Annotated in this window: 11 protein-coding genes; 3 read left to right on the top strand and 8 right to left on the bottom strand. The window is 59.7% G+C overall.

All coding sequences use genetic code 11. The annotated features are described in order from the left end of the window. Positions 1–35: 35 nt before the first annotated feature. The 7 genes from baeR to yegD all read right to left on the bottom strand — a co-directional run bounded on the left by baeR (position 36) and on the right by yegD (position 12538). Positions 36–758: a two-component system response regulator BaeR gene (baeR, locus tag UR504_RS20785; protein ID WP_115875811.1), complete on the bottom strand. Its 723-nt coding sequence runs from the start codon at positions 756–758 to the stop codon at positions 36–38. After that, positions 755–2158, bottom strand: coding sequence for a two-component system sensor histidine kinase BaeS (gene baeS / locus UR504_RS20780; RefSeq protein ID WP_111965795.1), 1404 nt, complete (start codon positions 2156–2158; stop codon positions 755–757). Before baeS ends, baeR begins: the two co-directional genes overlap by 4 nt. Further along, positions 2155–3570 carry an MFS transporter gene (locus tag UR504_RS20775; protein WP_302235127.1) on the bottom strand — a complete coding sequence of 472 codons (1416 nt, stop codon included), beginning with the start codon at positions 3568–3570 and terminating at the stop codon, positions 2155–2157. The genes baeS and UR504_RS20775 overlap by 4 nt, the downstream gene beginning before the upstream one ends. Continuing rightward, positions 3571–6648 (bottom strand): multidrug efflux RND transporter permease subunit MdtC, encoded by a 3078-nt coding sequence (mdtC, locus tag UR504_RS20770; protein WP_115875809.1) that lies wholly within the window; start codon positions 6646–6648, stop codon positions 3571–3573. Then, complete coding sequence (locus tag UR504_RS20765; RefSeq protein WP_320740096.1) at positions 6649–9771, bottom strand: MdtB/MuxB family multidrug efflux RND transporter permease subunit; 3123 nt, start codon at positions 9769–9771, stop codon at positions 6649–6651. Beyond that, positions 9771–10973 (bottom strand): MdtA/MuxA family multidrug efflux RND transporter periplasmic adaptor subunit, encoded by a 1203-nt coding sequence (locus UR504_RS20760; protein WP_320740095.1) that lies wholly within the window; start codon positions 10971–10973, stop codon positions 9771–9773. Before UR504_RS20760 ends, UR504_RS20765 begins: the two co-directional genes overlap by 1 nt. 212 nt (positions 10974–11185) lie before the next feature. Beyond that, positions 11186–12538, bottom strand: coding sequence for a molecular chaperone (yegD, locus tag UR504_RS20755; protein ID WP_127731634.1), 1353 nt, complete (start codon positions 12536–12538; stop codon positions 11186–11188). Positions 12539–12668: 130 nt separating this feature from the next. On the opposite strand from yegD, the gene alkA reads away from it, so the two are divergent. Next, complete coding sequence (gene alkA / locus UR504_RS20750) at positions 12669–13535, top strand: DNA-3-methyladenine glycosylase 2 (protein ID WP_271368670.1); 867 nt, start codon at positions 12669–12671, stop codon at positions 13533–13535. On the opposite strand, the gene UR504_RS20745 is transcribed toward alkA, so the two are convergent. After that, the gene (locus UR504_RS20745; RefSeq protein ID WP_320740094.1) at positions 13506–16835 is read right to left on the bottom strand and encodes a diguanylate cyclase; all 3330 of its coding nucleotides are present in this window, start codon (positions 16833–16835) and stop codon (positions 13506–13508) included. The genes alkA and UR504_RS20745 overlap by 30 nt on opposite strands. A 343-nt stretch (positions 16836–17178) precedes the next feature. On the opposite strand from UR504_RS20745, the gene udk reads away from it, so the two are divergent. Together udk and dcd are read left to right on the top strand one after the other, a co-directional pair. Then, positions 17179–17820 (top strand): uridine kinase, encoded by a 642-nt coding sequence (udk, locus tag UR504_RS20740; protein ID WP_008500855.1) that lies wholly within the window; start codon positions 17179–17181, stop codon positions 17818–17820. 91 nt (positions 17821–17911) lie between these two features. After that, positions 17912–18493 (top strand): dCTP deaminase, encoded by a 582-nt coding sequence (dcd, locus tag UR504_RS20735; protein ID WP_111965787.1) that lies wholly within the window; start codon positions 17912–17914, stop codon positions 18491–18493. Positions 18494–18505: the final 12 nt, after the last annotated feature.

Here is an 18505-nt window from a genome sequence, read left to right as displayed (position 1 = left end):
GAGTCTCTGCCCCGCAGTGCTGCGGGGCAATATTCTCACATTATCCTGCACGCATCCGCTTCCCAGCGATACCCCACGCCATACACCGCGCGAATAAACGACTGTTCGGCGTCCAGCGCTTCCAGCTTGCGGCGCAGGTTTTTGATATGGCTGTCGATGGTGCGGTCGGTCACTACGCGGTAATCGTCGTACAGGTGGTTCAGCAGCTGTTCGCGGGAGAAGACTTTGCCCGGCTCGTGGGAGAGGGTTTTGAGCAGGCGGAACTCCGCAGGGGTCAGGTCCAGCAGCTTGCCGCGCCAGCTTGCCTGGAAGCGGCTTTCATCCACAATCAGCGGGCTTTCAGCGTCCAGCACCTGAAGCTCGCGCTGCGGCCTGCAGCGGCGCAGAATGGTCTTCACGCGGGCTACCACCTCGCGCGGGCTGTAGGGCTTGCAGATGTAGTCGTCCGCGCCGATTTCGAGCCCCAGCAGGCGGTCAATCTCTTCAATTTTGGCGGTGACCATGACGATCGGCACGTCGGAGAAGCGGCGAATTTCCCGGCACAGGGTCAGTCCGTCAACGCCCGGCAGCATTAAATCCAGCAGGATCAGATCCGGCGGAGTCTGGCGCACGTACGGCAGCACCTGGTCGCCGTGGCTTATCAGGGACGGGGCATAGCTGGCCGCGCGTAAGTAGTCGATTAGCAGCTGTCCCAGCTTGGGTTCGTCTTCAACGATCAAAATGCGCGGCGTGTTTTCGTCAATCGGTAACTCGGTCATACTTCTCTCGATAAATCCCGTTCCAGAGGTAACTCTACTGTAATGCTAACCCCGCCAAAAGGCGAATGGGCGGCGCGGATCGTGCCATTATGCGCCTCGACGATGTTAACGCAAATCGCCAGCCCCAGGCCGGAGCCGCCGCTGGCGCGGTTGCGGGAGCCTTCGGTACGGTAGAAACGTTCAAACAGTTTTTCCAGCTGCGCGTCCTGCACGCCGGGGGCGGAATCCGCGAAGGTGAGGGCAAAGCGCCCGTTTTCCTGTCTGCCGGAGATGTGCAGCCCTCCGCCGCTGTCGGTGTAGCGCAGGCTGTTTTCCAGCAGGTTATTGAACAGCTGCATCAGCCGGTCTTTGTCGCCGAACACCACCGCGCTGTCCGGCAGGGAGAGATCGATTTTCAGGTTGCGGCTGGCAAACCGCTCGCGGAACGCGCCGCTGATCACTTCCAGAATATTAATCACGTCCACCGGCGCTTTCTGGTAGGCCAGCGCGCCTTCGTCGGACATGGAGAGCTGGTGGAGATCGTCCACCAGCTTGGTGAGCGTGCCCACCTCCGCCTGCAGGGAAGCCACCGATTCGGGCGTAAACTGGCGCACGCCGTCCTGAATGGCCTCCAGCTCGCCCCGCAGCACCGCCAGCGGGGTGCGCAGCTCGTGGGAGATATCGGCCATAAAGTCGCGGCGCATCTGCTGGTTCTTCTCCAGCGTGCTGGCGAGCTGGTTAAAGTCCTGCGCCAGCTTGCCCAGTTCGTCCTGGCTGCGGGTATCGACGCGGGTGGTGAAATCCCCGGCTGCGAGCTTGTGCGTACCCTCCACCAGCCGTTTTACCGGGGCGAGCAGACCGCGCGCCAGCGGGAAGGTGGCGAGCGCGGCGAGCAGCGTGGAGAGGGCGACAATCAGCCAGCTTGTGCGGCGCTGCTGGCGGTCAAAGTTGATGTCGGTGTTGCGCGTCAGGCGCTCCACCGGCGAGGCGATCACCCAGCCCACGGTGGCGTTATTCACTTTAATTGCCCGCCGGGTGCCGTCCGGCGGTATCGGCGCGCGCGGCCCAACCAGGGGGCGCATATCCTGGTCGATCACCCAGAACTGGGTGCGCCAGCCGTGTGGCGGCATGCCCGGCCCAGGGCGATCGTCACCGGTATCGTGCTCCAGAGAGCGCAGGATCTGGAAAATAAAGCGGTCGTTATTGCGCAGAAAACGCCAGTTGCCGTGTTGGGCGTACTGTTCACTCAGCGCATCGCTTAAGCCCTGTAAACGCTGTTCATTGCCATGCTTGATGTAATCAATAAAGCCGCGCTCGAAGCTTACCCGCACCGCCCAGTGCATGGTGATCAGCAGGACGATACAGGTGGCGAAGATCGCTACAAAGAGCTTGCCGGTAATACCCGGACGCCAGAATTTCATGAGCCACTCCTTTTGCCGCGCCTAATCACGACGTTCTTGCTGGTATCATCCGGCACTCTGGCGAAGATGAAAGCGGGCAGGGCGATGATGATCGCCATGCTGAGGTAGGTATACAAAAAGACCTGATGCGCCACCGGCGTGTCGACGCTGAGATGGTGCTGGCCGTACATGCCGAGCAGCAGGCCGGCAATGGTGACGCCCACGCTCATGGAGAGCTGCATCACCATCGACAGCAGGCTGTTGCCGCTGCTCGCCAGATCGTCAGGAAGGTCCTTCAGCGTCAGGGTATTCATCGACGAGAAGCGCATGGAGTTGATAATCCCCTGGCAGAACAGCACCAGCGGCAGGACGTAGTACCAGCCCATCAGCGCCACGGCCATAAACAGCAGGCTGACCAGCGCCAGCCCCAGCGTAGCGGCCACCAGCACGTGTCGATAGCCAAAGCGGTTGACCACCTGCACCACAACGCGCTTCATCCCCATGCTGCCGAGCACCATCGGGATCATCATCAGGCCCGCGTGGAACGGCGAAAAGCCCATGCCAATTTGCAGAAAAACGGGCGTCATAAACGGCAGCATCCCGCTGCCGATGCGTCCGGCGAAGCTGCCAGACAGGCCCAGACGGTAGGTGGGGTTTTTAAACAAGTTCAGGCTGAACAGCGCCTTATCGTTTCCTCTGGCGTGCCGGAGGTACCACAGAATAGCGGTGACGCCGAGAGCGACCAGAATACCCAGCGTCAGGGGGGAAATCCCGAGCCCTTTTTGCCCGTCCAGCGCCAGGGTAAGCGTAGCCATGCCCGACGCCAGCAGGATAAAACCGAAGAAATCAAAGCGCCGCGTCTGCATTTTGTAGTTCGGCATCAGCGCCAGGGTGGCGATGGCACCGATGATGCCCACCGGCAGGTTGATTAAGAAGATCCAGTGCCACGAGGCGTACTCCACCAGAATGCCGCCCAGCGCTGGACCCAGCAGTGGCCCCACCTGACCGGGCAGGGTCACAAAGGTCATCGCCGCCATGTACTGCTCGCGCGGCACAATCTTCATCACCGTTAGCCGCCCGACGGGCACCATCATCGCCCCGCCGATGCCCTGCAGCACGCGCGCCGTCACCAGCTGGTCGAGGGTATTGGCCTGGGCGCAAAACAGCGAGCCGGTAGTAAACAGCACGATGGCGATAAAGAAGATGTTCCGCACGCCCACTTTATCGGCCAGCCAGCCGCTGGCGGGCAGCATCACGGCCACCGTCAGCACGTAGGAGACAATCACCATGTGCATATGCAGCGGGCTCTCCCCCAGGCTTTTCGCCATGGAGGGGAGGGCGGTGTTGACGATGGTCGTATCCAGCGACTGCATAAAGAAGCCGAAGGCGACTATCCATAACTGCCAGCGAACGTTAGCGGGGAGATCGGTCATTTACTCGGTCACCGTGGTTCTGTTTTTACGCGAGAAGCGCAGCCGCAGGCGGTCGAAGAACAGATAGACCACCGGCGTGGTGTACAGCGTCAGCAGCTGGCTCATCACCAGGCCGCCGACAATGGTGATCCCCAGCGGCTGGCGCAGCTCTGAGCCGTCGCCACCCGAGATCACCAGCGGCAGCGCGCCAAACAGCGCCGCCAGGGTGGTCATCATGATCGGACGAAAACGCAGCAGGCAGGCCTGGAAGATGGCCTCTTCCGGCGAGAGGTTGCCGTTGCGCTGGGCGTCCAGCGCGAAGTCCACCATCATGATGGCGTTTTTCTTCACGATACCGATCAGCAGCATGATCCCGATGAGCGCGATAAGGCTGAACGGCGCGCCGAACAGCTCCAGCGCCAGCAGCGCCCCCACGCCCGCCGACGGCAGCGTCGAGAGAATGGTCAGCGGGTGAACGTAGCTCTCGTACAGCACGCCCAGCACAATATAAACCGTGGCGATGGCGGCCAGAATCAAAATCACCTGCGAATTCATCGTCTCCTGGAACACCTGCGCGGTGCCGGCAAAGCTTCCGCGCACGGTGGACGGCACGCCAAGCTGCGTCATCGCGCGGTTGATAGCATCGCTGGCCTCAGAAAGCGACGAACCGGCGGGCAGGTTAAAGGAGATGGTCGATGCCGCCGATAGCCCCTGATGGTTCACCGACAGCGGCGCGTTGGCAGGCTGCCAGCTAGCGAAGTAGGAGAGTGGAATCGCCTTGCCGTCGTTGTTAATCACAAACATTTTGTCCAGGGCGCTGATGTCCTGGGTGTAGCGCGGGTCAACTTCCATCACCACCTTGTACTGGTTCATCGGCTGGTAGATGGTGGAGATCTCGCGCTGGCCGAAGGCGTTGTTCAGCAGGCTGTTGGCGGCTTCAACGTTAATACCCAGCCGCGACATGGTTTCGCGGTCATAGGTCAGCGCCATCTCGGCGCCGTTGTCCTGCTGATCGGAGTTCACGTCCGCCAGCTCCGGCAGGGCAGCCAGCGCCTTGCGGATCTTCGGCTCCCACTCGCGCAGGGCGGCCAAATCGTCCGAGAGCAACGTGTACTGATAGCTGGCGTTCGCCTGTCGCCCACCGACGCGGATATCCTGAACGGCCATCAAAAACAGGTTTGCCCCCGGCTCTTTGGCGAGTTTCACCCGCAGGCGGTCAATCACCTGCTGGGCGGTTTCGTTGCGCTCGCCGCGCGGTTTCAGGGTAATAAACATCATCCCGCTGTTGACGCGTGACCCGCCGGTAAAGCCGGTGACGTTATCCACGGCTTTGTCTTCACGAATGATCTTCATAAAGTCCTGCAGCTTGCCGCGCATCGCCTGGAATGAAATGCTCTGGTCCGCCTGAATGCCGCCCATCAGCACGCCGGTATCCTGCTCCGGGAAGAAAGTTTTCGGGATGGTGATATACATCCAGACGTTGAGCACGATGGTGCCCATCAGCACCAGGCCGACAAGACGCGTATGGTTCAGCACCCACTTCAGCGATTTACCATAGCCTTCCTGCAGTGCCATCAGGAAACGGCCAAAGCCTTTGCGGCGCGGCTGCGAATGGGGTTTGCTGCGCTTGAGCATCCAGCCGCACATCATTGGCGTCAGCGTTAAGGAGATAACCAGCGAAATGCCGATGGCGACGGAGAGAGTGACGGCAAACTCGCGCAGCAACCGGCCCGGCAGCCCGCCCATCAGCAGCAGCGGCAGGAACACCGCGACCAGCGACAGGCTCATGGAGAGTACCGTAAAGCCCACCTCGCGCGTGCCCTGCAGCGCGGCCTGCAGCGGTTTCACGCCCGCTTCCAGATGGCGGGAAATGTTCTCCAGCACCACGATGGCGTCATCCACCACGAAGCCCGTCGCAATCGTCAGGGCCATCAGCGACAGGTTGTTGAGGCTAAACCCGCACAGGTACATGGCGGCAAAGGTACCGATCAGCGAGACCGGCACGGCCACCGCCGGAATAAGCGTCGCGCGGCCGGAGCGCAGGAACAGGAAGACCACCAGGATCACCAGCGCGACGGAGATCACCAGCGTTTGCTCGACCTCTTCCAGCGAGGCGCGAATGGTCGGGGAGCGATCCTGGGCAATTTGCAGATCGATCGCCGCCGGTATGGTCTCCTGCAGGTCCGGAAGACGGGCGCGAATGCTGTTCACCGTCTCGATAATGTTGGCCTCCGGCAGCTTGCGGATCATCAGCAGAATCGCCGGCTTTGCGTTAGTCATCCCGGCGTTGCGCACGTCCTGCACCGAATCGGTGACGCTGGCAACGTCGCTTAATCGGACCGCCGCGCCGTTGTTATAGTGGATGATCAGCGGCTGATATTCCGCCGCGGTTTTCAGCTCGTCGTTGGTGTGGATCTGCCAGCGGTGGCTGCCGTCCTCAATCGCCCCCTGCGGTTTACGCACGTTGGCGTTGCTGATGGCGGAGCGCACGTCGTCCAGCGACACGCCCTGGTTAAACAGCGCCTGCGGGTTTAACCCCACGCGCACCGCGGGCAGGGAACTCCCGCCGACGCTCACGTCGCCGACGCCGTTAATTTGTGAGATTGTCTGCGCCAGCTGGGTAGACGCAAAGTCGTACAGCTGCCCCTGTGAGTACGTATCCGAGGTCAGCGTCAGGATCATGATCGGCGCGTCGGACGGGTTGGCCTTGCGGTAGGTCGGACGGCTCGGCATCCCGCTCGGCAGCAGGCTCTGTGCGGCGTTGATGGCCGCCTGCACGTCGCGCGCCGCGCCGTTGATATCCCGGTCGAAACTGAACTCCAGAATGATGCGCGTGCTGCCCAGCGAGCTGCTGGAGGTCATCTCGTTGACCCCCGCAATCCGCCCGAGCGAGCGTTCCAGCGGGGTGGCAACCGACGAGGCCATGGTCTCCGGTGAGGCGCCCGGCAGCGAGGCGCTGACCATGATCACCGGGAAATCCACCTGCGGCAGGGGGGCCACCGGCAGCAGCCGGAAGCCCAGCACGCCGCAGAGGGTAATGGCGAGCGAGATTAAAATCGTCGCCACCGGGCGATAAATGAAGAGGGCGAAAAACTTCACTTATGCCTCCTCTTCACGTTTCGGGAAGCGGCTTTTGGTCCACAGCGCCAGGCGGTCAAACAGCAGGTAGATCACCGGCGTGGTGAACAGCGTCAGCACCTGGCTCACCAGCAGACCGCCGACCATGCCGATACCCAGCGGCCGGCGCAGCTCCGCGCCGACGCCGGTGCTGAGCATCAGCGGCAGCGCGCCCAGCAGGGCGGCCAGCGTGGTCATAAGGATAGGGCGAAAACGCAGCAGGCAGGCCTGGAAAATCGCATCGCGCGGCGACATGCCCTGCTCGCGCTCGGCGGCCAGGGCGAAGTCGATCATCATGATGGCGTTTTTCTTCACGATCCCGATAAGCAGGATGATGCCGATGATGGCAATCACGTCCAGCTCGCTTCCCGCCAGCATCAGTGCCAGCAGTGCCCCCACGCCCGCCGTCGGCAGGGTAGAGAGGATGGTGATCGGGTGGATAAAGCTTTCATACAGCACGCCGAGCACGATGTACATCGCCACAACCGCCGCGACGATCAGCCAGATGGTGTTGCCCAGCGCGGCCTGAAACGCCAGGGTGCTGCCCTGGAACTGGCTCTGAATATCGGACGGGAAGCTGAGATCTTTTTCCGCCGCCTGAATGGCCTCCACCGCTTCGCCCAGAGAATAGCTGTCCGGCACGTTAAAGGAGATGGTGGTGGACGGGAACTGATCCAGATGGTTGATCGACAGCGGGGTATAGCGTTCTTCCACCGTGGCGATAGCGCTCAGCGGCACAATGCCGCCGTCTTTGCTGGTCAGGCGCACCGAGTCCAGCCCCGCCAGGCCGGGCGTGTTCTCCGTGTTGTGCTCCAGCACCACGCGGTACTGGTTCGCCTGGGTGTAGATGGTGGAGATCAGGCGCTGACCGAAGGCGTTGTACAGGGCGTTGTCCACGTCCGCCATGGTGATACCCAGACGGCTGGCGGTATCGCGGTTGACGTTAACGTACGCCGCCAGCCCTTTGTCCTGCCAGTCGCTGCTGACGTCGGAGAGCTGGGGCAGGGTGTTAAGCTTGTTCACCAGCTGCGGCACCCAGGTGCTGAGGGCATCCAGCGTGGTGGCCTGCAGCGTGAACTGGTACTGCGTGCGGCTGACCTGCGTATCAATGGTCAAATCCTGAATCGGCTGCAGGTAAAGCTCAACGCCCGGCACGCGCGCGACGGCGTTTTGCAGACGCTCAATAACGGCGTTGACGCGATCGTCGCGTTCATCCAGCGGCTTGAGGTTGATCTGCAGACGCGCGCTGTTAAGCGACGGGTTGGTGCCGTCGACGCCCACGTAGGAGGTCAGGCTCTCGACCGCCGGATCCTTCATGATGATTTCAGACACCTGCTGCTGGCGCTGTGCCATATTGGCGAAGGAGACCGACTGCGGGGCCTGAAGCGTGCCCTGGATAATGCCGTTGTCCTGGATCGGGAAGAAGCCTTTCGGAATGAAAATCCACAGCATCACGCTGAGCGCCAGCGTGCCGAGCGCCACGCCGAGCGTTGCCCACGGATGATTCAGGACTTTCGCCAGCACGCGACCATAGGCGGCAATAATGCGCTCGAACATGCGCTCGGAGGCGCGCGAAAAGCGGTTTTGCTTGCGCAGGGACTCGTGGCTCAGCATGCGGGCGCACATCATCGGCGTCAGAGTCAGCGACACCACGGCGGAGATCAAAATGGCGACCGCCAGCGTCACGGCAAACTCGCGGAACAGCCGCCCGACGATATCGCCCATAAACAGCAGCGGGATCAGCACTGCAATCAGCGAGAAGGTCAGCGAGATAATGGTAAAGCCGATTTCCCCTGCGCCCTTCAGCGCGGCGGCCAGCGGTTTTTCGCCTTTCTCGATATAGCGCGAGATGTTCTCGATGACGACGATGGCGTCATCCACCACGAACCCGGTGGCGATGGTGAGCGCCATCAGCGTCAGGTTATTGATCGAAAAATCGAGGAACACCATCACCGCAAAGGTGCCGACCAGCGAGAGCGGTACGGCGACGGCGGGAATAATGGTTGCCGGAACGTTGCGCAGGAACAGATAGATGATCATGACGACCAGCGCAATTGCCAGCATCAGCTCAAACTGGGTGTCGGTGACCGACGCGCGAATGTTGGTGGTACGGTCGGAAAGCACCTTCACGCTGACCGATTTCGGCAGGCTTTCGATCAGCTGCGGCAGCATGGTGCGGATGCTGTCGGCGGTTTCGATGATGTTCGCGCCCGGCTGGCGCTGCACGTTCATCACGATCGCCTGCTGCCTGTTGGCCCAGGCTCCCAGCCAGCTGTTTTCCGCACCTTGTTCTACGGTCGCCACGTCGCCCAGACGCACCGGCGCGCCGTTCTGGTAGGCGATAATCAGCTGACGATATTCGTCGGCGGACTGCATCTGGTCGTTCGCCGAGAGCGTCACGGCGCGGGTTGGGCCGTCCAGCGAGCCCTTCGCCGAGTTGACGTTGGCGTTGCTAATGGCGGTGCGGATGGTTTCACTGGTGAGCCCCAGCGCGGCAATCGCCTGCGCGTTCAGCTTGACGCGCACGGCGGGGCGCTGCCCACCCGCCAGGGTGACGAGGCCGACGCCGGAAACCTGAGAAATTTTTTGCGCCACGCGCGTTTCGACCATGTCTTCGACCTGGGTCATCGGCATGGCGGAGGAGGTGACGGCAAGCGTCATGATCGGCGGATCCGCCGGGTTCACCTTGCTGTAGACCGGCGGGTTAGGCAGGTCTGAAGGCAGCAGGTTGGTGGCGGCGTTGATGGCCGCCTGCACCTCCTGCTCGGCGACGTCCAGCGACAGCGTCAGCTGGAACTGCAGCGTCACGACGGATGCGCCGCCGGAGCTCTGGGAGGACATCTGTTTTAGCCCCGACATCTGGCCGAACTGGCGCTCAAGCGGGGCGGTGATGGCGGACGTCACGACATCCGGGCTGGCGCCGGGATAGAGCGTCACCACCTGAATGGTTGGGTAATCCACCTCCGGCAGCGCCGATACGGGCAGGAAGCGATAGCCGATAATCCCGGCGAGCAGGATCGCCACCATCAGCAGCGTGGTGGCGACAGGACGAAGGATAAACAGGCGTGAAGGCCCACCTGTAGAGCCTGGCGGCAGCACCTGCATCAGGAGGTCGCTCCCTGTTTCGCCGGTTCAACCACTTCCACTTTGGCTCCTTCGGTCAGACGGTCAATACCGTCGGTGACCACGCGGTCGCCAGCCGAAAGGCCAGCGCTGATCACCACCGTCTGGCTGTCCTGAATCCCGGTTTTTACCAGGTGCTTGCTGACCTTATTGTCGCTGTTCAGCACCCAGACGAAGTTACCTTCATTACCCATCTGCAGCGCGGCGGTAGGGATCACCACCGCGTTCTCTTCGGTCGCGACCAGCATGCGCGCGTTGACGAACTGGTTCGGGAAGAGGGCATCGTCCTGGTTATTAAAGCGCGCCTTCAGCTTGATGGTGCCGGTGGTGGTGTCGATCTGGTTATCCAGACTGAGCAGGGACCCTTCGCTCAATTTCTGCTTGTTGGTGCGGTCCCAGGCTTCCACTACCAGGCCTTTACCGGCTTTTTGCGCCTGCATGACGGTCGCGATATCGCTTTCCGGCAGGGTAAAGACTAAATCAATCGGGTGGGTCTGGGTGATCACCACGATGCCCGTGGTGTCGCCGCTGGAGATTTGGTTGCCGATATCGACCTGCTTCAGGCCGACGCGTCCGTCAATCGGCGCGGTGATGCGGCTCCAGTCCAGCTGCAGCTGGGCGCTGGCAACGGCGGCCTCGTCGGCTTTGATGGTGCCCTGCGTTTCGCTGACCAGCGACTGCTGGGTATCAAGCTCCTGACGAGACACAAGGTTGGTTTTCACCAGCTGCTGGTAGCGGGCCAGATCGCGACGGGCGTTGGCGAGAGTGGCTCTGTCTTTCGCGAGCTGTCCCTGCGCCTGGGCGAGGGCGACCTTAAACTGGCTCGGATCGATTTCCGCCAGTAAATCACCGGCTTTGACCTGCTGCCCTTCCTGGAAGTGGATCGCGACGAGCTGGCCGTCGACGCGGCTGCGCACCGTGGCGGTATTGGCGGCGGTAATGGTCCCGAGACCTGTGAGATAGCGAGGAACGGCTTTATTCACCGCCGTCGCCGCCTGTACTGGCGCCAGGGCTCCGCCGCGCATGCCGTGACGCCCTCCGCCTGCCGGGCGCTGTGCCTGATTGCTGGCACCGGCGGGAGCTGCGGAGTTCGCGGATTGACTGTGCCAGTACCAGGCGGCGGCAAGGGTCACCACAATGATGCCAGCGGCGATTGCCCAGCGGGATTTGTTACTGCCTTTCATCGTTATACGTTCTCATCCTGAAGACTTCGGGGAATGATACTAGTTTAGTCAGCTAACACAGCGGAAAAATGGAGGAAATATGGAAGACTGTCAGGAATGGTCTGAATGGAGGTAAACGCAAAACGGCAACATCCGCTGCCGTTTTTGATGTTTTATTCCTCTCCCTCTAGGAGAGGGCCGGGGTGAGGGCACCAGACCGCACCGCAACAACGCTAGCTAAACATCACCTGCGCCCAGCGCGCCAGACCGGCTGTAACGGAACCAAAATCATCGCCCCCTGCAATCGGAATACCCGGCAGCTGTTCGGCCAGCGCTTTCTTAATCAGCGGTGAACGGGCGCTACCGCCGGTCAGGTAGATGACGTCCGGCTTCTCTTTGCCGTTCTCCAGCGCCAGCTGCACCTGTTCCAGAATGCGCTGCAGCGGCTGGGCAAGCGCCGTCTCCAGACCGTCCTGCGAAATGGCGGTGGCCAGTTCGTCGCTGATGAACGGCAGGGAGACCGCATGCTCGGCGCGGTCGGAAAGGGCGATTTTGCTCTCTTCCGCGGTACGCACCACGCGGTAGCTCAGACGCTGGCGCCACACTTTATAGAGGAGGGCGACTTTTTCGGCGTCCTGGGCATCGCGAACCAGATCGTTAAGGAAGCGGCCGTTCGCGGTGCTGTAAAAATCACTTTGCGCAGGCACATCGTTGATAGCAATCGCATTCCACCACGGCAGGATCGGCAGGGCGATGCCTTTTTCCGTCTGACCGCCCATGCCGAGCAGCGGCATCAGGCTTTTGAATGCCAGCGCGATATCGAGATCGTTACCGCCTACGCGGCAGCCGCTGTGCCCGAGCAGGCTGTTTTCACGATCGCGACGGTTATGCCATTCGGGGCCCATCAGCAGCAACGAGCAGTCCGTCGTGCCCCCGCCGATATCCACGACTAATACGCGCTTCTCTTCCGTCAGCGTGGCTTCAAAGTCCAGCCCCGCGGCAACCGGTTCATACTGGAATACCACATCGCGGAAGCCTGCGCGGTGCGCCGCGCGTTCAAGGATCCCCTGCGCCTGCTGGTTGGCCTCGTCGCCGCCCAGCCCCTGGAAGTTGATCGGGCGGCCAATCACCGCCTGGGTAATCGCATCGGTGACCTGCGTCTGCGCCTGATTGCGAATATGCAGCATCATCGCACACACCAGGTCTTCGAACAGAGCGACCTGCTGCGGCTTCAGGCCGCTGGCGCCGAGGAAGGATTTTGGCGACTTAACGAAATAGACTTCTTCGGGGTCTTCAATGTAGTGCCCGAGCGAAGAGAGGCCGAACTGCACGCTGGACGGCGAAACGTCGATGTCTTCCTCGCGATTAAAGCTGACCGCCCGGCGCAGCAGCGCCTGGGTCTCCGCCGCCGTGGCCGGAACCTGGTGGTGGCGGAACAGCCATTCACTCACCGCTTCACGCGTCGGCGCGCAGAGCATTGACGGCAGCAGCGTGCTCTCTTTTTCCATTTTCAGGAGCCGTGGCTGCCCGTTTTGCATAATCGCAACCGAGCAGTTTGCCGTACCGTAGTCAAATCCAATAAACACGATGAATCCCCATGCCGGTGAGAAGGGGCGAGACTTTAACGAAATGTCCGCATGGCGACAACAGGAATATGAAAGCAAGGCGAAACAGGACCTTTCCGTTTATGCTGTGAAGAACCCAAAAGGAGAGACGATGTACACCCTGAACTGGCTTCCCCCTTACGACTGGCAGTGGATGTTTGGCTTTCTTGGCGCGCGTGCGGTGACGGGCATTGAAACCGTCACAAGCGACTACTACGAGCGCAGTTTTGCCTGCGAAGGGCATCAGGGAATATTTCGCGTGACGCCGGATATCGCTGCCCATACGCTGACCGTGACGCTCAGTCCGGGGTTGATTCCGATTGCGCAGGCATGCCTCGAGCGCATAGAACGCCTGTTCGATCTCTCCTGCAACCCGCAGCACATAGCGGATACGCTGGGCGATCTCGGAGCTGCAAGGCCGGGCTTACGTTTGCCGGGATCGATGGATGCGTACGAGCAGGGCGTCCGGGCGATCCTCGGGCAGCTCGTGAGCGTGGCGATGGCGGCGAAGCTGGCGTCGCGCGTGGTGGCGTTATGCGGCGAACCGGTGGCGGATTGCCCGGGGTATCTCTGCTTCCCCACGCCGCAGGCGCTGGCGGCTGCGGACCCGCTGGCGCTGAAAGCGTTGGGCATGCCCGTAAAACGCGCGGAGTCGCTGATTCATCTGGCGCAGTCGGTTATCGACGGAACGTTTCCGCTTTTCCCGCCCGTGAATATAGAAGAGGGGATGAAGGCGCTACAGCAGCGGCCGGGGATAGGGCGCTGGACCGCAAATTATCTGGCCCTGCGCGGCTGGCAGGCGAAAGATGTGTTTCTGCCGGATGATTACCTGATTAAGCAACGCTTCGCAGGAATGACGCCCGCGCAAATTCGTCGTTATGCCGAACGCTGGAAACCGTGGCGCTCCTACGCGCTGCTGCACATCTGGTATACCGACGGCTGGGCACCGTCAGTTGATGGCGAAATAGCTGGTGTTTAGCAGAAGATCTAATGGCTGCGGCTCGGCGATAGTGTCGCCATAGATAAAATCAATGCCGATGCCCGAGAGCGTATCCATCATGATGGGCTGATTACACGGCCCTGCTATGGTCTTCATCCCCAGACGCTGGGCGTGGCCCTGAACAATGGTCACCATCATCTCATCCATCAGGTTGCCATAGACGTTGCTGACCACCTCTGCGTCCAGCATCAGATAGTCGGCCATGTTCGGGCTCAGGTGCGAAAAGACGTTCATGTCGCGTCCTATCTGGCTGAAGATCACACGGCAGCCCGCCTGGCGAAGCTTTTGCAGACCCCGTTGCAGGTTTTTATCCGGGCTGCACACCACGTCGGCAGAGATAACCAGATGCAGGAGACGGCCCGGCATGGGGCTTTTATCCAGCAGCTCGAGAAGTTCATCGACCAGCGTTACGCTGGCTAAACCGGCCTCAGAAAGCGGCAGTGCCACGCCCATGCCTTTACTGGCCACCTGCGCGGCGAAGGCACGGAAAAATTCACTAAAGATACGTCTGTCGAGGGCGTGCAAAAGCTCAGGCTCCGCCAGGCCCGAGCGGAAGGCATGCTCCTCCTGTACTTCGCCCTGGCTGGTCCACAGGCGTAACGAAAGCAGCCAGAAATTACTGCTTTCCGGGATGCGCGGGGAGGCGACGCTGCGGGCGATCATCATCAGGTGATTGTCTTTAATCATGTGCCACTGTTCATCAAGCGACATCATGCTGCGCGTGTTGTGATCCCGCTCCTGCTGGGGTTCGTAAACCGTCACAGTACCGCGCCCGTTGTTTTTTGAGGCGTAACAGGCAATATCCGCCTGCGACATTACCTCCGACGCCTGATGGTTATTTTCATCAATCAGCGTGATACCTGCGCTGGCGCCGATCCGGTGCAGGCGGCCTTCCCACATAAAGTGATAGTCGTTGATGGCATGAATCAGGCGACCGGCAATATAGCGCGCGCTTTCAATATTGCAGTCCGGTAACAGTAACCCAAACTCATCCCCGCCCAGGCGCGCCAGCACGTCGCTGGAGCGGAGCATGGTCAGCATCAGAGAAGAGAGTTCCCGCAGCAGGGCATCGCCCGCCGCATGGCCCGCCGTATCGTTGACGGCTTTAAAGCGATCGAGATCGATAAAGACAAGGGCATGGCGCTGTCGCGTTTCGCGAACGGTCTGCAGGAGTCGTTTGAGATGATTTTCGAAGCTGACCCGGTTTGCCAGATGGGTCAGGGCATCGTGGGAGGCGCTGTAGCTCAGCTGGCGCAGCATTTTGCGCGACTCTGTCACGTCCTGAATCACGATAACCGAGCCAATATTCTGTCCATCCAGCGTGCTGAGCGGCGTAATGCTGTAGTGGATATCAAAATTGCCGCCGGTACGGCAGTTCAGCACCACATCCTGATCGATATCGGAACGGGACATATCGCCGCTGTGAATATTCTCCATCAGCGGCCCTTTTTCACCGAAGGTAATGTGTAACACCTTCAGGATCGGCTGGCCGATAGCCTCAGTCTGCAGCCAGCCGCTCATTTTCTCCGCGACCGGGTTCATAAAGGTGACGTTCATGTTGATATCGGTGCACAGCACCGCTTCACCGATAGAGTCGAGCGTAATGTGTAGCCGCTCTTTTTCCTGGAAAAGCGCCTCGTTAAGCTGCTTAACCTCGGTCATGTCCATGTTGATACCGAGCAGCCGTTCGACTTCGCCCTGCTTATTGAGCACCCGGTTCGCCAGGGAGCGAATATGGCGCACGCCTTCCTTCACGCGGATGCGGAATTCCAGCTTAAACGGCAGACGGGATATCAGCGAGTCCCGCAGCACCTTCTCAGCGTGGGCACGATCTTCCGGCAGCATCGTATCGTGCCAGAGCTGCCAGGTAGGCTTGATATGCGGCGGGATTTCATACAGCTCAAACATCCGCTTGTCCCAGCTGATGATGTCTGGCTCGAGATCCCACTCCCAGATGCCGATGCCGCCCGCTTCGTTAGCAAGCGTAATGCGCTCCATCAGGCGTTTATTGACCCACTCGGTCTGCTTCAGGTCGTTAATATCTTCAATCTGGGCGATAAAATAGAGCGGCGAGCCGTCGACATGGCGCACGACGGAGACGGCAAGCAGCGCCCAGACCACTTCCCCGTCGCGGGTGTAGTAGCGCTTCTCGAGGGTGTAAGTGTTGATGTCGCCGTTGACCAGCTGTTCGAGCTGCTCCAGGTCGGTATTCAGATCTTCCGGCCAGGTGAGCTGCTGGAAGGTCAGCGACTGGAGCTCCGTCTGGCTGTAACCGAGGAAATTACACAGCGCCTTGTTAGCCTGAAGCCATTTACCTTCGATGCTGACCAGCGCCATACCGATGGCGGAATACTCCATCGCATTGCGGAAACGCTCCTCGCTTTCGGTAATGTGCTTGCGCTCGGCGCGGAAGGCGTACATCACCATGGTCATCACGTTGGCAGGCAGGAGCAGCATCAGGAACGGCAGCCAGGGGGCGTTCAACATCGGCCCGACGTGTTGGGTTGTCAGCGCCACCGGGTTCCGGGCAATCATCAGCGATACAACCATCACGGTGACAAGAAACACCATGAATGCTTCCATTCGCGGCAAGCGCACCGCGCTCCACATAAGCAAAACGATAACGCAGGTGAAAGGCCACGGCAGCCAGGTAATGGCTGCCCAGCTGAGGGCCAGCGTCACGGCCAGGGTGGTCAGGGTTTCCAGCAGCAATCGTGGGTCACGGTGGCGCAGCAGATAATGCGGTTTAAACAACAGTCCCAGTGGTACCACCGCCAGCGCGCCAATGGCTTCAGACAACACCCAGACGAAGAAATTACGCGCTGGTTCAGGGCCGGGCGCCAGCAGAGATACCAGGACGCCGCCCACCAGGGGCGGTATCACGGCGCTGCCGATGGCCACCCGGATCCAGTCATTCAGATTCTGCAGCGGGTTGTACCACGGCAGCAATTTGCGCAGCAATAACGCACCGGTAAAGGCTTCAACCACGTTAATTGAGGTGTAGGTGAGGTTTATCGATCCCCACGAAAACAGCATCCATGTGGCCAGAATATTGCCGAACGAACAGGCCAGGGCGATTCCCGGCCACATTTTTCCTGCATGGCGGTAAAACGCCACCATCATAATGGCGGTGGGGAACCAGAGCGGGGCCAGCAGGGTGCCGAACCGGGTGAGCTCCAGCGAAAATAAGGTAAAGATAAAGGTGACCAGGCCCAGACAGACAAGTCGTATTAAAGGATGTGGGGTGGTAACCAAAACCCGCTGGTATTGTTTATTCATTACCGCTTTATCCAGAGACGCCATGCCGTCAGGGAAGATGTCCGAACGCGTGAATTTGATAATTTGGTTTATGCTAGTACAAACAATTTACAATTCATATGGTGACCGCTCAGAATTTGACACCACAGACTTATTAAATAGAAGCTCCGTGAAAAAAAACGGTTAAACGCTGAAAAAACGCTCATTTAAATTTCACTCAGGGAATAAGACGTCACTTTTAAGCCAGTCTCGCAGAACCTGTGCATTCGACTGGTATCACGCCCGCGAAATCCCTATAATTGCCGCGTTTGACGCTCCGGCGTCGTCCTTCCTTAACATCCAGGTTAATCAGGTCGCTAAATTTATGACTGATAAGTCTCATCAGTGCGTCATTATAGGCATCGCCGGCGCATCGGCTTCAGGTAAAAGTCTAATTGCCAGTACGCTTTATCGCGAACTGCGTGAACAAGTAGGTGATGAGCATATCGGCGTCATTCCCGAAGACAGCTATTACAAAGATCAATCCCATCTGTCGATGGAAGAGCGCGTTAAAACGAACTATGACCACCCAAATGCAATGGATCACAGCCTGCTGTTCCAGCATTTAGAAGCGCTCAAAAGCGGCCAGGCGATTGAACTGCCCGTTTACAGTTACGTAGAACACACCCGCACCCAGGAAACCATCCGCATCGAGCCGAAAAAGGTCATTATCCTCGAAGGCATCCTGCTTCTGACCGACGCCCGCCTGCGTGAATCCATGAACTTCTCGATTTTCGTTGATACTCCGCTGGATATCTGCCTGATGCGCCGCATCAAGCGTGACGTGAATGAGCGCGGCCGTTCGATGGACTCCGTCATGGCGCAATACCAGAAAACGGTTCGCCCGATGTTCCTGCAGTTTATTGAGCCATCCAAACAATACGCCGATATCATTGTGCCGCGCGGGGGTAAAAACCGCATTGCTATAGATATCTTAAAAGCGAAAATCAGCCAGTTTTTTGAATAAGCCGCGTGAATTGTGTACCGTTCAGAGATAACCTGGTTTTACCCTGAGCGCTTACCGCCTCAGGGTACGATGCATGAAAGGAGAAAGTGCCATGCGTCTTTGTGATCGCGATATAGAAGCCTGGCTGGATGAAGGCCGTTTGTCTATTACCCCACGTCCACCCATTGAGCGTATCAATGGTGTGACCGTTGATGTACGGTTGGGGAATAAATTCCGCACCTTTAGCGGCCATACCGCACCGTTCATTGACCTCAGCGGGCCGAAGGACGAAGTCAGCGCTGCGCTCGATCGTGTGATGAGTGACGAAATCGTTATCGACGAGGGCGAAGCTTTTTATCTGCATCCGGGTGAACTGGCCCTGGCGGTGACGTTTGAATCTGTAACCCTGCCTGCGGACCTGGTCGGCTGGCTTGATGGCCGTTCTTCGCTGGCGAGACTGGGGCTGATGGTTCACGTGACCGCGCACCGTATAGATCCCGGCTGGTCGGGGCGTATCGTTCTGGAATTCTTCAATGCCGGTAAATTGCCGCTGGCGCTGCGGCCGGGAATGATGATCGGCGCGTTAAGTTTTGAACCGCTGTCAGGCCCGGCAGATCGTCCTTATAACCGTCGGCAGGACGCAAAATATCGCGACCAGCAGGGCGCGGTTGCCAGCCGCATTGATAAAGACTGATCGTTAGCCCAT

The organism is Enterobacter sp. 241F3, assembly GCF_034106785.1.
GTDB lineage: Bacteria > Pseudomonadota > Gammaproteobacteria > Enterobacterales > Enterobacteriaceae > Enterobacter > Enterobacter vonholyi.
Note: the sequence above shows the minus strand (reverse complement) of the source record. Positions and strands in the feature narration are given on the sequence as shown.